The 15913-nt window shown below is 66.1% G+C and carries 10 protein-coding genes and 1 pseudogene; 8 read left to right on the forward strand and 3 right to left on the reverse strand.

Going from position 1 to position 15913, the window contains the following annotated elements; translation table 11 throughout:
* Window positions 1–4280: T3SS effector HopA1 family protein (locus OWR21_RS02590; protein ID WP_332394588.1), on the reverse strand; the 4280-nt coding region annotated here is incomplete at its 3' end.
* A complete protein-coding gene (locus tag OWR21_RS02595) occupies window positions 4192–6669 on the reverse strand; it encodes a hypothetical protein (RefSeq protein WP_332394541.1) in 2478 nt (825 codons plus the stop codon). The genes OWR21_RS02590 and OWR21_RS02595, both read right to left, overlap by 89 nt.
* Before the next feature lie 492 nt (window positions 6670–7161).
* On the opposite strand from OWR21_RS02595, the gene OWR21_RS02600 reads away from it, so the two are divergent.
* Window positions 7162–7848: a YitT family protein gene (locus OWR21_RS02600; protein ID WP_316890887.1), complete on the forward strand. Its 687-nt coding sequence runs from the start codon at window positions 7162–7164 to the stop codon at window positions 7846–7848.
* A 118-nt stretch (window positions 7849–7966) separates the two neighbouring features.
* On the opposite strand, the pseudogene OWR21_RS02605 reads toward OWR21_RS02600, so the two are convergent.
* Window positions 7967–9012: pseudogene (locus OWR21_RS02605) on the reverse strand (AraC family transcriptional regulator).
* Window positions 9013–9261: 249 nt separating this feature from the next.
* On the opposite strand from OWR21_RS02605, the gene OWR21_RS02610 reads away from it, so the two are divergent.
* The 7 genes from OWR21_RS02610 to OWR21_RS02640 all read left to right on the forward strand — a co-directional run bounded on the left by OWR21_RS02610 (window position 9262) and on the right by OWR21_RS02640 (window position 15911).
* Window positions 9262–10944 (forward strand): GMC family oxidoreductase, encoded by a 1683-nt coding sequence (locus OWR21_RS02610; RefSeq protein WP_332394542.1) that lies wholly within the window; start codon window positions 9262–9264, stop codon window positions 10942–10944.
* Window positions 10931–13414, forward strand: a complete 2484-nt coding sequence (locus OWR21_RS02615) for a flavin-containing monooxygenase (RefSeq protein WP_332394543.1) — start codon at window positions 10931–10933, stop codon at window positions 13412–13414. The genes OWR21_RS02610 and OWR21_RS02615 overlap by 14 nt, the downstream gene beginning before the upstream one ends.
* Before the next feature lie 84 nt (window positions 13415–13498).
* Entirely contained in the window at window positions 13499–14137 is a 639-nt protein-coding gene (locus OWR21_RS02620) for a TetR/AcrR family transcriptional regulator (RefSeq protein ID WP_332394544.1), read from the forward strand.
* 130 nt (window positions 14138–14267) lie between these two features.
* The gene (locus tag OWR21_RS02625) at window positions 14268–14441 is read left to right on the forward strand and encodes a hypothetical protein (protein ID WP_332394589.1); all 174 of its coding nucleotides are present in this window, start codon (window positions 14268–14270) and stop codon (window positions 14439–14441) included.
* Window positions 14369–15058, forward strand: coding sequence for an alpha/beta hydrolase (locus OWR21_RS02630; RefSeq protein ID WP_332394591.1), 690 nt, complete (start codon window positions 14369–14371; stop codon window positions 15056–15058). The genes OWR21_RS02625 and OWR21_RS02630 overlap by 73 nt, the downstream gene beginning before the upstream one ends.
* Complete coding sequence (locus tag OWR21_RS02635; protein WP_332394545.1) at window positions 15055–15567, forward strand: SDR family NAD(P)-dependent oxidoreductase; 513 nt, start codon at window positions 15055–15057, stop codon at window positions 15565–15567. Before OWR21_RS02630 ends, OWR21_RS02635 begins: the two co-directional genes overlap by 4 nt.
* Window positions 15543–15911 carry a hypothetical protein gene (locus OWR21_RS02640; RefSeq protein WP_332394546.1) on the forward strand — a complete coding sequence of 123 codons (369 nt, stop codon included), beginning with the start codon at window positions 15543–15545 and terminating at the stop codon, window positions 15909–15911. The genes OWR21_RS02635 and OWR21_RS02640 overlap by 25 nt, the downstream gene beginning before the upstream one ends.
* Window positions 15912–15913 lie beyond the last annotated feature (2 nt).

The following is a 15913-nucleotide window of genomic DNA, read 5'->3' on the forward strand; positions in this document are numbered from 1 at the left end:
ATCTGCGCGCGGGCGCCGATGTCCACACCGGTTGCGGCCAGTATTTCGTCGCGTACGTTGAACGCGTTGCCCTGGGCGCTGGCCTCGCCGGCGAGCAAGGTCTGCACGAAGCTGTCCTCGCTGTGGCGTTGCAGGCCCTGCAGATCGAGCTCCGCCTTCACAGCGTGGTCGGCCTCATGGCTCAGCGTGTAGACGAGCGATCCGGCGTCGGCGGCGTTGGCGTCGAGCGTGATGGTCTTGCGCGCGGCATCCATCGCCGAGCCCTGGTTGCGGTGTCCGAGGCGCACCGTCCAGCCGGCGTCGTGCAGCAGGCGCAATTGGCGCGTGAGCGTGTCGGAGGCGCCAATCAGCGCGCGGGCGCTGGGCGGCAGCGGTGCGCCGCCAAACGACATCGTCACGCGGTCGGCCGGCGTGGTCTGGTAGGTGCCATCGTTCGGGCGGTATTGCGTGCCGGTGCCGCTGTAATCTGGGGCGCCGGCCGGGCGCGCCACCGGACCGCCGAGGTTGCGCGCCGGGTTGGTGGGGTCGATGCCGATCTCGGCAAAGCGCCGGCCGGTGGCTTTCTGCAGCGCGGCGGTGTAGTCAAACGGTAGGCCGTATTGGGCGGCGGCCTGCTGCGCCAGCACGGTGTCGTGCTGGGCCAAGGAGATCGCGTAGGCGCGGATGCTGCCAAAGCTCTGTTCCGCGCCCGGCGTGCGGCCGATGTCGGAGGCGCCAAACTGCGTGTTGCCGGCGGCAAACCTGTCGATGGCGCTGAGCAGCCGGTCAACCATCGCGGGGGGTTCCGCCGCCGCGGTCGATACGCCGCGCAGCTGTGCCTCGGTCATTGACGGCACGGTGTCGTGGAAGTGCTCCGGATGCTGCTGCTGGTAATGCCGCAGCGCCTCCACAACGCGGTCCACGGCCGCGCGATCGGTGGCATACACGACGATGTTGTCGGCGCGCGGGCCGGCAGCGTCGGGGCCGGCCGCCTTGGCTGCATAGACACCGGGGAAGCGGCCGGGCTGGTCCACCACGCCGCGCACCAGGAAGTCGAGCACGTCCAGCACGTGCGGCGTCTTTGCGTTGACGTAGACACGCTCGGTGACGGCGTCGGGGTCGACGAGACCGTCCTCGCGCATGAAGTGATAGAACGTGGTGCGCGCGCGGCCTTCCGTCGGCATCGTGCTGTCAACGAAGGCCCCGTCGGCTTGCGACACGGTGTAGGCGCCTTCGGGGCGCTGCTCTGCCAGGGCGATCAGGCGCGGGAAATAGAACTCGCCCGGCATGGTGTCTTCCGGCCCCGTGACGCCGCCCGTGCGGGCGTACAGGCGGTACACGTCCTTGTTGCTCAACGCACCGTGGGCTGCGTCTGCCCCTTCTGCCTGCACGCGGGCCAGCAGCGCCTGCTGCGACTCGAGTGCCGATTCGGCGCCACGCGGCCCCAGCTCGGGCAGCACGCGTTGCGCCGGCGTGCTGCCCGGGGCGGGCGCCACGCCCGGCATGCGCCCGCCCGATGCGGCCAGGTCGGCCATCGCGGCCTCGTAGGCGCGCCGTTGCGACGCGCCATGCTGGCGCGCCACGCCCATGCCGGCGCCCATGAGCCCGGCCGAGGTGAAGAACTGCACCCAGTCTTCGCCCGTGGCCTGGCCGTTCGATGTCGCCAGCGATTGCCCCTGGTGCAGCATGGCCGCGAGGTTGGTGTTGAGCGCGCCGGTGCCCATCAACCGATAGGCGAGGGCGCCGCCGCCCAGGAACTGCAGCCCCACCAGCCGGCGCAGGCGCGCGGGCAGCCGGGCGAGCACGTCCGCCCGGTTGAGCAGCGGGATGGCATCGTTCAGCCGCTGCAGGCGCGTCGTGCCCAGCGTGAGATCGGCGACGACACCCGGGTTGCGCGTGACGCCGAACACCGCATTCAACCGTTGCGCCGCGTTGGCGGTTGCCGCGGGGGATCCATACAGCGCATGGCTGAGCACGGCATTGGTGAGGTTGTTCTGGAACGGGCGCAGCGCCCAGCGGTTGTCATTGAGCAGGCTGATGCGTGCGGCATCTTCCGCGCTGGCGCCGCGCGTGATGCGCACCGCGTTGATCGCCTCCATGAGATCAGCGTTGTAGGCGCCCACGCGCGCTGCGGCCACGGCCGTGCGGTTGACGAGCCCACCGACGCCGGCCGCACCGCCCAGCACGTTGGCCCCAAGACCCACCCAGTTCCACGGGTCTTCACGACCCTTGGCGGTGGAGAGCGCATTGATCGAGTGCGCCGCGCCTGCCACGGCCGTCACCGCAAAATACGCATCGGCCAGGTTCGACAGCACTATGGCCCACAGCGCAGCGGTCTCGGGCTGCACGACGGTGGTGATGATGCCGGCCGCCACCGTCAGGCCGATCTCCAGGTCGGTCTTCAGGTGCTCCCAGTTGTACCAGTGGTCGTCGGGCTTGTAGGTCTTCCAGTAACCGTCGCCGGTCATCAGGTTGCCCTTGGCATCGACCACCCAGTGCGGCTGGGCGATGAGCAGGCCGCGATCCAGCCCGCTGTGCGATTCCCAGTCGCCATAGCCGTTGCGCACGGTGGTATCGGCCGGGCCCACGTCGATATAGCGCCCGTCGGTGCCGATGCCCTCCATGATGGCCAGGCGCTTGGCGTCGCCCTTGCCCTCGCGGTTGTCCCACCACTGCATCGACAGCGAGGTGAGTGCCACGGGCGTGGCACCGCTGGGCGTGTTCACGCCTTCGCCGTGCATGAGCTGGCTGGCCACCTGGGCCAGCGTGGTCTTGTGGCCCTTGTGGTCGTAGACGACTTCGTTGCCGCTGTATTCAGCGAACTGGCCGTCGGCCATGGCCTGCTGCTCGTCCAGAGAGCGCGCCGTGTACGTCGGGTCCAGCCCGTATGCCTGGCCCACGGCGTTGTACACCTGGGCCTGGCTGGTGACGGTGTGCATGCCGTCCTGCCAGGGCAGGCCGACGGTGTTGCCACTGGCCGTGACACCGGCGGTGGTGCCCGAGCTCACGCCTGCGGTGTCGGGGGTCCAGTTCAGATCGTTCTGCAGCCGAGGGCTGGCATTGGTGGCGTTGGGCGCGGTGCTGACGGGCGCTGGCGGCTTGGAGGCCTCCTTGATGCCAGTCTCGCGCCGGATCTCCTTGCTGACCTCGTCGCCGATGTTGTCGCCGAGGATGTCCTGCGTGAGCTGCATCGGGACGTTGTCGTCCTTCACGTCCTTCAGCCCGAAATCCTGCCCCGTGACCACCGCCATGCCGCCGCCACCGACGAAGTACGTCGTGTTCAGCCGTGAATCCACCGATTCGGTGCCCAGCCCGCCCTTGTCGATGGGCTTGAGCATCAGGCCTTCGATCTGCTTGCGCAGGTCGGTCATGTCCTGGTTGCGTGCACCGCCCGCGGCCGCGTAGATGCGCGACATGGCTTTCAGGTCGGTCACGTCCAGCTTGCCCTGGAACTGGCTGTGGTACAGCGCAGCGGCCAGGTCCGGCGCGACGCCGTTCATCTGGTCGGCGGCTGCGTTGGCCTGGTCTGACTTGTCCTTGCCGAAGACCTGCGCGCCGCTCTGCTGAAACAGCGACTGGGTTTGCGGGGCCTGGATCGTGTCGTCCAGCAGTTGCGCGTAGAAGATCGTGCCCTTGTAGACATCCAGCGACGTGCCCATGGCGGTAAGCCGGCCCTGGGGCGAATCCTTGCCGTCGTTGGCGGCCGTGCACATCATCGGCGCATGGTCGAGGATCGATTGCAGCGCGCGCTGCTGCAGGCCCGAGATGCTCGCGTCTCCCATGACCTGGTCGAACAGCGGGTCACCGGATTGCATGCCCGCGAGCAGGCCGGTGAGCCGCTTGGCCGCCGCCGCGTCGCCCTTGCCTGGGCCGCCGTTGGTTTGCAGGGCATGCGCGGTGATGTGCAGCACCTGTTGTGCGCCAAGCCCCGTCTGCCATTGCTGGAAGCTCGTCAGCAGTTGCTTGAACTCGGGCGAGTCCTTGCCGGTGCCGCGCGCCGCTTCCATCTCGGGCGCGATGCCGGCCATGGTGACGGCGTTCTGCGCTTTCCAGAGGGTGTCGACGTTGTCGGGGTTGAGCTGCCAATCGCCGTCTTCGGGCTTGCGGCCGGCGGCGACGTTCAGCGCCTGGTCCAGGTCGTTGTGATACGACTGCAGGGCGCGTGCGGCGGCTTTGAGGTCGGCGTTGTCGGGCGCCTTGTCAGACTTGGCCTTAGCGTCCTGCCACGCCGCGTAATCGGTGCGGGCCTGCTTTACCGCGCCGTCGAGCGCCTTCTGGTCGGGCTTGATGTCCTGCTTCATGATGCCGGCCGTCACGCGCAGCACGTCCGGGTCCAGCACGTTCAGCTTGGCGAGGTCCTTGGCTCCGGCCTCGACGGGGTCCTTGGTCGGGTCCTGGTAGTAGTCCTCCAGATGCTGCTGCGCGGCCACCGTCAGCGCGGATTGCGTCAGCATCGCCTCGTTCTGTTCGTTGCCGCCGAGCCAGGCTCGCGTGGCCGCAATCGCCTCGGGCAGTGTCATGCCGCTGGCCACGAGCTGGCCCAGATGGGCGGTGGTGTCGGGCTGGGCGCCGTCGCGCTGGGTGTCGGGCGTCTTGGCATCGGGCGTTGCCGCCAGGGTGCCCTTGCGCAGGGCGTTCACGCCGTCCTGCAGGTCCTGTTCGGTAGAACAACTGGGCGCCGTCGACATCCTTGGTGGCCTGGTCGATGGGGTCGCTGGGGGGCTGCGCGGCCTTGTCGCCTGACTTGTCGCCGGTCTTGTCCTGCTGCCGCGCCACGGTCACGGCCTGGGCACGTGCCAGCACCGCTGCCTGGGCCCATGTCCGGTTGCTGATGTCGGCGTAGTCCTTGTCGTTGCGCGCGGCATCGAGCGCCTTCTGCAGGCCGGCCGCGTCGGCCGTGCCGCCGCCCAGCGCCTTGTTCAGCGCCGCCTGGGCCTTGGACAGGTGGGCCGCATCGTCCGGCCCGGTCTGCACCGGGGGCGGCGACGGCTTCAGGCCGGTGTGCTTCTGCAGCGTTTTCGACAGCGCACCGTTCGGGTCTTCATCGATGATCGCTTGGTACGGCGCCATCGACGCATTGTTGGCCTTGGCCAGCCCCAGCGTGTCGAACGGTGTGTTGGGCGGTGTGTAGCCGTTTTCCTTGTAGCGGTCCTGATCGGCCTGTGCGTTGGAGAGGAAGGCCCGCAGACTGCCCATGACGTGCGCTGCGCCGTCGCTCTTCGGGCCGCCCAGCGCGTTGACGATGCGGCTGATGGGGCCGTAGTAGTCGTCGCGCTTGTCCAGCGTCTGCATGCTGGGGGCGTAGACCTCGGGGTCGCCCGCCTTGATCTTGCTGTCGATCTTGCCCTGCAGGTTTTGCGTGTAGAGCGCCTGCGCCAGTTCCGGCGAGGCGCGCTGCACGTCTTCCAGCAGCGCCGCGATGTCGCGCAGGTCGCCGGGCGTGCCTACCTTGGTGATGTTGTCATGCGTGATGCCGGCGTTCAGCACCGCGGGGACCAGGTCCTTGTACAGCACCGTGTCCTTGTAGCGCGATAGCGCGTTGCCTTCGGCCACCAGCGTGTCGTGCGGGTTCTTGCCGCTGGCGTGGGTGATGTCCTGCAGCGCGCCCGACTGGAGGTCCTGCGTGCGTGCGTCGCCCATGACGCTTGCATACAGCGGGTCGGTGCTGGCCACGCCGCGCAGCTGCTGGGTGAGCGTCTGTGCAGCCTTGAGGTTGCCGTCTGCGCCGCCCGACGCGCGCGCGGCCTGGGCAGCGTCGACGATCTCGGCGGCGTGCAGGTCGTTCAGCACGTCGGCCGTCGACGGCACGCTTTGCGTACCTTGCGCGCCACTTGTGGCGCTGTTGCGTTGCGCGACAAGGCGCTCGGCAAGCAGGCGCCGCTCGGTCTGCAGCGGATCGGCACGCCACTGGCTGTCGGGCTGGCCGGCCGCCGCGTTCAGTTCATCGGAAAGGGCGGTGTGGTACGCCTGCTTGTCGCGCGCCAGCGTGGCGGCGTCGGCATTGGCGGCCTTGTCCTTCTGCCAGGTCTCGAAGGCGGTCTGGGTGGCCTTGACGGTGTCGTCCAGGTTGGCGGCCGGCTTGAGCTCGACGTGCAGCGTCTTCACCACGTTGTCGATGGTGGGCTTGGAGAAAATGCCGAGCCAGACCTCCTGCTTGGCGGCATTCGCAATGGGGTCGGCATCGGCCGGGACCTTGCCGTCTGCCACGGCTTTTTCGGCTGCGATGGTCAGGGCGGCTTCGCCCAGTAGCGTCTCGTTCTGCTCGCTGCCGCCAAGCTGGGCACGCGCTGCGTTGACGGCTTCGGCCTCGGTCATGCCGCCGTCGAGCCCCGCCTGAATGGCGGCCCGCGCGTCCTGCAGCGTCACGGCTTGCGTGGGCGGCGCCTGGTCGGTGGCGAGCGGCTTGTCGGACAGCGACTGCGTGGCGCTGTCCAGCGTGGTGTTGTCGAACACGTGCGTGAGGCCGACCTGGCTGGCGGCCTGCTCAAGCGCGTCGACCTTGGGTTGCGCCGTGGCGCGTGCCGGGCCGTTGTGCGCGGCCTGCAGCAGGATGGCGGCCCGCGCAAGCGCCTCTCGGCTGACTGCGGGCTGCGTCTGCTGGATTTTCTCGATGGCAGCCTTCAGCGCCGCCGTATCGTCGGGAGCCTTGCCCTGGAGCACGTTCTTCAGGGCCGTCTCGGCATCAGACACATCGCGCGCGCTGGGCGGCGGCGGTGGCTGGATGGGCTTGGGGGCGTCGGGACGCCACCACCGCCGTCGATGGCTCTGAGCATAACGATTCTCCTGGGCAGACTACGGGCACTCGCCCATGATTGCCGCGCCTGCCAAGCACGCCTATTCGGAAAATTCGTAGAAAAGCGCGCGAGACGGGCCGCCGCCCACCGCGGACTACGGGATTCAGTGGCGGTTTCCTGGTTGTGCGCGTGGTTGTGGCGTTGCGCTTTCTCTGGGGGGCGGCTGATGGGTCCCCATGAGGCTGCGGCGCCCATGGTTTGAGAGCTTCGCGCCACATCGTCATCTGGGCCTGCGCCTGAAGGACAACACCGGGCGGCTGCGGCGCGCGCACAACGCGTGTATCTGGGGAGGATCTGATTCGCGCACGGTTGGCTTGGATCAAAGAACCGACGGCCGTACCGGCGGCATAGTCGGCGCCGTGTCCCACGGTGTCCGTAAGGAGCCCCCATGAACGCCCCCGACAATGTCCCCGGTGTCACCCGGCATAGCCTGCTTGAGGATGTGCTTGCCATCGTTACCGGCACGCTGTTCGTGTCGCTCGGCATCACGCTGTTCAAGCAGGGCGGTCTGCTGTCAGGCGGGACGGCCGGCGTGGCCTTTCTGATCCACTACGCCACGTCGCTGCCCTTTGGCGTGGTGTTCTTCACCATCAATCTGCCGTTCTATTACGTGGCGGTGCGGCACATGGGATGGCGCTTCACGGTCAAGACGTTCTGTGCCGTGGCGCTGGTGTCGTGGCTGAGCGAAGTGCACGCGCATTTCGTACAGCTGGGATCGCTCAATCCGCTGTATGCGGGCGTCATTGGTGGCACGTTGATGGGCGTGGGCTTCATCGTCCTGTTCCGGCACCAGGCCAGCCTGGGCGGCGTCAACATCGTCGCGCTGTATCTGCAGGACAAGTACGGCATTCGCGCCGGCAAGCTGCAGATGGTGGTGGATGTGGGCATCGTGTTGGCCTCGCTGGTCGTGGTCAGCCCGATGGCGCTGGCGGCGTCGCTGGTGGGGGCGGTGGCGCTGAACCTGAGCATTGCGTTGAACCATCGGCCCGGTCGCTACCTAGCCATGCAAACCGGCAGCGCCGCCGTCGCTCGGCGTGTCGGCAGCAACGGCTCGCCGGGCTCCTCAATGGCTTAGCAAGGTGTCGGCAGCGCGCGTGGACGGAGATTGAACGCTCAAGCTGCCCGTCTCGGATGCAGCTTGACCAACGACCGATGCTGCCGGCTCGCTCGCCAATTCCGGTGTCGGGCCAAATTCAATCCGGCTCTTTGTCGATAGCCGCGCCCTGGCTGCGGAATGTGCTGGGCGCCACGCCGTTCCAGCGCTTGAAAGCCTGCGAGAAGGTGGACAAGTCGGCGAAGCCGAGGCGCTCCGCGATCTCTCCCAGTGCCAGTTCACCCTCGATGAGCAGCGCCTTGGCCATCGCACAGCGCGATTCGGCCACCAACGCCCTGAAGGTGGTGCCTTCATCATGCAGCCGACGCTTGAGCGTGCGTTCGCTGGTGTTCATCAGGCGCGCCATGCTGCTTAGCGTGGAGAGCGTGGTGCCGGGCGCAGCGCTCAAGTAGTGGCGGATCATCGCCGTCGTGCCCACGCGCAAGCGCCGCGCTTCAATGAGACGGCTGCACATCTGCTCGCACATCGAAGCCGTGAGGGGGTTGGCGTGTGGCAGCGGCCGGCTCAGGAATGATCGGTCGAACGCAAGACTGTTGACGTGCGCCGAGTATTCCGGCTCCGCAGCGAACAGCTTCCGGCGTACCGGAGAAGGCCCGCGCGCCGGCGGGGGCTGGCCCTGAGCGTGAAACGGGACAGTGCGAAATCATCTCCCCCGATTTCCTGCAGCAAGACGGCAGCGGCGACCATGTCCCGCTCGACAACGAACCGCTTCACCTCATCGGCCAGTTCCGGCTCGCCAAAACTCAGCACGGCGAGATGGCCTTCTTCGTGATACGTGATCACGGTAAATGCGTAGGTGAGCGGCAGGAAACGCAACGCCAACGCCATGGCATCGCCCGCCGTGGCGCTGCTGATCAGGCCGTAACCCCACACCCCATACGCCGAAAAGTGGTAGCGCAGCCCAAGCTCCAACCCCAGCCCCGGCGGATGCTTCAACAGGCGCAGCAGATTGCTGACCACGCGAAGCTCCTGCGTGGCTGTCACTTCCATATTCGGGTCGGACAGTTGGGCCAGCGACAGCTGCGTGCCGGCCAGCAGCTTTGCCGGCGAAAGCCCGCGCTCCTGGCCAAAGTCGACCAGCAAGCGCGCGCTGGCCGGGCTCCGAGTGAACTCCCAGAAACGCATACGGAGAAACCCTTGGGACGTGCTATTTGGCCCAAATACTAAAACAGTTGTCCCCGCGCGCCATTGGTGTTTTCCCATGACGGAAGCAACATCAACCGCATCCGATAGGTCGCCCCAGCAGTGTTGCGCCATCCGTTCCGAGGAAGCCGCAGATCTTCCCGAGCGCGGGACGCCGGCCTTGCACGTCGGATCGCCAAGCAGCTGTCGGCTCACAGCGCCTGGCTCAAAAAACAGTGTGGAGACAACAACATGGGCAACATCTTCGACTACGTCATTGTGGGCGGCGGGTCCGCCGGCAGCGTCGTGGCAGGGCGACTCACCGAAGACCGGCAGGTGACGGTGTGCGTTCTGGAGGCCGGCGGGAGCGGGAGTGAACCCGTCATCAATGTCCCGACCGGCGCCGTGGCGATGCTGCCCACCAAGCTCAACAACTGGGCATTCGAGACCGTGCCCCAGCCCGGACTGGGCGGGCGCAGGGGATACCAACCGCGTGGCAGGGCACTGGGAGGCTCATCGGCGATCAACGCGATGGTCTACATACGCGGGCACCGCAATGACTACGACGACTGGGCTGCGCGCGGCAATGTCGGTTGGTCCTATGACGACGTGCTGCCGTATTTCCGGCTCAGCGAGCACAACGAGCGGCTCGACAACGCATGGCATGGCCGCGACGGCCCGCTCTGGGTCAGCGACCTGCGCTCGGACAACCCCTTTCAAGCGCGCTACCTGGAAGCCGCCCGCCAAGCGGGGCTGCCGCTGACGGATGACTTCAACGGGGCAGACCAGGAAGGCGTCGGCATTTACCAGGTGACGCAAAAGCACGGCGAGCGGTGGAGCGCAGCACGCGCCTACCTGCTGCCGCACATCGGGCGGCGCGGCAACCTGAGCGTGAAAACGCATGCCCACGTCCAGCGCATCCTGTTCGAGGGCAACCGCGCCGTGGGCGTTGAAATGCTGCAAGGCGGCCAGCTTCACTCGGTGCGAGCACGCCGCGAAGTGGTGATGGCCGCCGGCGCGTTTCAGACGCCCCAGTTGTTGATGCTCTCCGGCATTGGCCCCTCTCATGAACTGGACCGCCTCGGCATTCAGACGCGTGCGCACCTGCCGGGAGTGGGCCAGAACCTGCAAGACCATCCGGACTTCATCTTCGGCTACCGGGCGCGCAGCCTCGACACGACGGGCGTGTCGATCGGTGGCGGCCTGCGCATGCTGAAGGCAATCCGACGATTCCGCCGCGAACGGCGAGGCGCGCTCACGTCAAACTTTGCCGAAGGCGGCGGCTTTCTGAAGACACGCGCCGGGCTCGCGATGCCCGATGTCCAGCTCCATTTTGTTGTCGCGCTGGTGGACGACCATGCGCGGTCGTTTCATCTGGGCCATGGGCTGTCTTGCCATGTCTGCCTGCTCCGTCCGCGCAGCCGCGGCTCCGTCACCCTGCAGAGCAACAACGCCCAGGAGGCACCGCTGATCGACCCCGCGTTCTTCCAGGACCCGCAGGATCTCGAAGACATGGTGGCGGGCTTCAAGCTGACGCGCAGGCTGATGCAGGCGCCAGCGCTGGCCGCGTGGATCACGAAGGATGTATTCACCGCCAATGTGAACACCGACGACGAGATTCGCGAGGTCCTGCGGCAGCGCACCGACACCGTCTATCACCCGGTCGGCACATGCCGGATGGGCAACGACGCTCACGCCGTCGTGGACCCTCAACTGCGCGTGCGCGGTCTGCAGGGCCTGCGCATCGTCGATGCCTCCGTCATGCCCACGCTCATCGGCGGCAACACCAATGCGCCGACGATCATGATTGCCGAGAAGGCGGTCGACATGATGCGGGGCCGCAGCCGGGTGCAGCCGGTGCTCCAGGAAGTTCGCTCCATGTCCACGCAATTGAAGGTCGATGCCTTGGAGGAAGCCCGCCATGTATTCAGCTAACCCGAGCCGCGCTTCCGACGCGGCCACTCCGCACGCAGCCATCATCATCGGATCGGGCTTTGCCGGCATTGGCATGGCCGTGGCGTTCAAGCGAGCCGGGCTGCACGACTTCGTCATCCTGGAACGGGCACATGACGTTGGCGGCGTCTGGCGCGACAACAGTTATCCGGGGGCCGCGTGTGACGTGCCCTCACACTTGTATTCCTTCTCTTTCGAGCCCAACCCGAACTGGTCTCGCACGTTCGCTCCCCAAGCGGAAATCCATGCGTACCTGCGGCATTGCGCGCGCAAATACGCCGTCGAGCCGCACATCAGGTTTGGCGCAGACGTCGCGCGTGCGCAGTATGACGAACAGCATTCGGTGTGGCGGGTCACGCTACAGGACGGGACAACGCTCAGCGCGACGCTGCTCATCAGCGGCACCGGGCAGTTGAGCCGCCCCGCATTCCCGCGACTGCCGGGCATGGAAACCTTCAAGGGGCACACCTTCCACTCCGCGCACTGGGATCACGACTACGCGCTGCCGGGCAAGCGCGTGGCGGTGGTGGGAACGGGCGCTTCGGCCATCCAGTTCGTGCCGGCCATCGCCGATGCGGTGCAGCACCTTACGGTGTTCCAGCGCTCACCGGCCTACATCATGCCGCGCCCGGATCGCGCTTATCGGCCGTGGGAGAAGGCAATGTTCCGCGCGCTGCCATGGGCGATGAAGCTGCATCGCGCAATGATCTACACGCGCTATGAGTCTCGCGCGCTGGCGTTTACGCGCTTCAAGGGGCTGATGCGGCTCGCGGTGGGCGTGCCGTTCCAACGGCTGCTCTCAAAACAGGTGCCTGACGCCGCGCTTCGCGCCAAGCTCGAGCCCGACTATCCGATCGGCTGCAAGCGCATCCTGCTCTCAAGCGAATACCTCGCCGCCATGAGCAAGCCGAACGTTCACCTTGTGACCGAAAGCATCCGCAGGGTGACCCCAAACGGCATCGAAACCGTTGACGGCACGCACCATCAGGTCGACGCCATCATCTACGGCACAGGCTTTGCCGCCACCGAATTTCTCTCGCCCATGCGCATCACCGGCCGCGCGGGTCTGGACCTGAACGATGCGTGGCGGCGTGGTGCAGAGGCCTACCTTGGCTTGACCGTGCCGGGCTTCCCCAACTTCTTCATGCTGTACGGCCCAAATACGAATCTTGGGCACAACTCCATCGTCTACATGCTGGAGAGCCAGATCGCCCACGTCATCCGCTGCTGCAAGGCGATGGCCGCCACCCATACAACCAGCATCGAAACGGATGCACGCCGCTATCGGCGTTTCAACGCACACATTCAGCAGCGCCTGGCCAAGTCCGTCTGGAGCGGATGCAAGAGCTGGTACGTGGATGCGAGCGGGCACAACAGCACCAATTGGCCTGGCTTCACGTTGACCTACCGCTGGCTGACCCGGTTTTCGAGTCTGCAGGCATACCGCCTGACCCGAGCGCTGCCAGGGCAGGTGGGGCCCACCGCCGGCGTTGCCGTGGCCGAACCGCAAGGGTGGTGGGAGGCGGCCAACGCATGGTTCCTGCGCAACTTCCTGCGCATCGGTTTTCGCTCGCTCATCGGGCCGCCTTTCGGTGTTGCCGTTCAGCGCAGCGTCGTGCGCGTGCTGTCTCCGCTCATGCCGGGCGTGAGAGGAGTGATCCGCTACCGGGACTTGGCCGGCAACGTACCGGTGGAAGTCGTTGCGCCCAAGCGTGGCGAGACCGACGGCGCCATGCTGTACCTGCATGGAGGTGCCTTCTGCCTCGGAGGCCCGGGCACGCACCGCAGCATCACGACGCGCCTGGCGGTCGAATCGGGCATGCCGGTGTTCGTTCCCGACTACCGGCTCGCGCCCGAGCATCGGTACCCTGCCGCGCTGAACGATGCGCTGGCGTGCTACGACGCGCTGCGCAGCCAGGGCTATGCCGCAGAGAAGATCGTCGTCGCAGGCGATTCGGCCGGCGGGGCGCTCGCCCTGGCATTGGCGCTTGCACTCCGGGAGCGCGGCGATACCGCTCCCGCAGGCCTGCTGTTGATCTCACCCGTGACCGACGCCACGCTGAGCGGCGACACGCTCGTGTCTCAGCGGACCAACGATCCGATGATCCGCCGCGGCTGGCTCGAACAAGGACTGCGCTGGTATCAGGCACCCGCCGCAGCGGCCGAGCACATGCCGCTCCAGGTCGACTTACGTGGGCTGCCGCCCATGCTGATCCAAGTTGGCGAAGACGAAGTGCTGCGCTCGGATGCCACGCGGCTGGCCGACCACGCTGCGGCCTGCGGCGTGCCGTGCCGCATCGAGGTGCATGCTGCGCGCTGGCATGTGTTCCACCTTCAATCGTTTTATCTGCGCTCCGCAGTCGACGCCCTGCGCACGCTTGCCGATTTTGCCCGCGAGCGGATAGCGAGCAGGGCAACCCCTATTCGTGCCGACGTGCCGCCGCTTGGATGACCGCTCATGAGGCGTATTACACCCAGGCCGAGACATGGCGGTCCGATTTCCGGCGACCAGGCAAGCCAGACGCGCGACCGCATCGTGGCTTACGCGTTGAAGGCCTTCAACGAGATCGGTGTGGCGAACGTCACAACAACCGGCCTCTGTGCGGGGCTTGATATGAGCCCGGGCCATTTTTACTACTACTTCCGCGGTAAGGAAGCAGTCGTGCAGCACCTCTTCGATCGCTTCGAGCGCGACATGCAGGCACAACTCCATGGTCGTTTGGGCGGCGCCCTGTCCGGCGAACGCCTGTCCGAACGCCTATCCGAGCGCCTTCTGAGCGTGCTCGATTGCGTGTGGGAATACCGTTTTCTTTACCGCGACATGAACAGGCTGATTGCATCAAGCCGGACGCTCGAGCAGGGGTTCAAGGAACTGGTCGACCAGAGCATGCGGGCCCTGAATGCCGCGCTCTGCTCAGATCGATCCGAGCATCCGAGCGGGCAGCGCTTGATGCAACGGGAAACCGCTTGCCGCTGCGCGGCCATCGTCGCGACGTATTGGCTGTCATTCCAGTTCTTGCAGAACGCCAGGCAATTCAATGATCGGAACGTCATGGCGCGCTCGGTTCACGCGGCCCGTGACCAGATACTTGCATTGCTACAGCCGTTCCTGAGAGATCGCCAGACGATGCCTGCGGGGCAATGTTCATACATCGACCTATTGGAGCAGCAATGACGCAACGAGCGAACGTAGAGTTCCCTTCTGGCCAGCGAGGAGAGCGGTGCCGGGGCTGGCTTTATGAACCTGGGGGAATGGGCCGTTCCCCGTCATCGTCATGGCCCACGGCCTGGGCGGCGTCAAAGAGATGCGCCTGGATGCCTTTGCCGAACGCTTTTCCGACGCCGGCTATGCATGCCTGGTCTTCGACTACCGCAATTTCGGGGCGAGCGAGGGGGCCCCCGGCAGTTGCTGGACATCGGCCAACAGCTGGAAGACTGGTCCAGTGCAATCGCCTTTGCACGGCTGCAGCCCAGCCTGATGCGCAGCAAGATCGTCCTGTGGGGTACGTCCTTCGGCGGCGGCCATGTCATTGCCTCCGCCGCGCGCGACCAGAATGTGGCGGCGGCCATTGCTCAATGTCCTTTCACTGACGGCATCGCCTCGGCCCTTGCGATGGATTTGCGCAGCAGCTTCAAAGTGACAGCGATGGCCATGGTCGACATGCTGCGCGGCCTGGTCGGCATGACGCCTTTGATGGTGGCCACGTCCGGCCCACCACATTCCGCCGCGCTCATGACCGCGCCCGACGCCCATGGCGGCTATCTGGCCCTGGTGCCGAGCGGAGTGTCCTTCCGCAACCACGTCGCAGCGCGCTTCGCGCTGAACATCCTGCGCTACCGTCCCGGCCGGCGGGCGGCGAAGGTGGCCTGCCCGATTCTGTTCTGCATCTGCGAGACCGACTCTGTCGCGCCCGCGGGGCCCACCAGACGCTATGCCAAGAAAGCGCCGCGCGGCGAAGTCCGTCTGTATCGGGCTGGCCATTTCGACATCTACGTCGGCGAAACCTTCGAACGGGTGGTGGCTGACCAGCTCGATTTTCTCAAGCGCCATGTCCCCGTAAAAGGACGAGCCATGTCGAAAAAGGAGACCACATGATGACTTACGACTTGAACGACAAGGTGGTGCTGATCACCGGTGCGGCGGGCGGCATCGGCGCCGCGACAGCACGTGAGCTCTATGCCCTCGGTGCGAGTTTGGTGCTGACCGATATGCAGCAAACCGCGGTGGACAAACTTGCAGAAGAGTTCACCCCATCCCGGGTGCTGCCTGTGGCGCTTGACGTCACCAACGGCGCGGCAGCGAAGGCTGTCGTCCAGCAGGCGATCCAACGCTTCGGACGCCTCGATGTGGTTTTTGCCAACGCTGGCATTTCGTGGCGTAGCGGTGCCTCGACCATTGCCAATTGCGACGAGGCCGAGTTCGAAAAAATCGTAGAAGTGGATTTGCTTGGCGTCTGGCGCACGGTTCGCGCGGCGCTGCCCGAGATCATTCGCAACAAGGGCCAAGTCCTTGTCACGTCATCCGCATACGCTTTTGTCAATGGCATGGCGAATGCACCTTATGCCGCATCGAAGGCAGGGTGGAAATGCTCACGCGCTGCCTGAGAGCGGAGTTCGCATATACCGGCGCAACGGCCAGCGTCGTTTACCCCGGTTGGACGGCGACAGCCATCGCCAAGGTGGCCTTCGGCGGAAACGCAACCGTGACAAAGATGAATGAGGTCGGATTTCCAGGGTGGCTGCGTCGGGCCATTCCTCCCGAGCAGGTAGCACGTGCAATCGCGAAAGGTCTGCAATGCCGCCGGCCGCGCATCTATGCGCCGTGGCGGTGGGTTCCGTTCTCGCTCTTGCGCGGGGTCTTCGGTGTATTGACCGATGCCATGCTGAGTCGACACAGAGAAATGCACGTCCTGATCCAGCAACTCGAGGCTGAAACAAAGCACGGATGAAC

This window comes from Ralstonia sp. 1B3 (assembly GCF_036631435.1).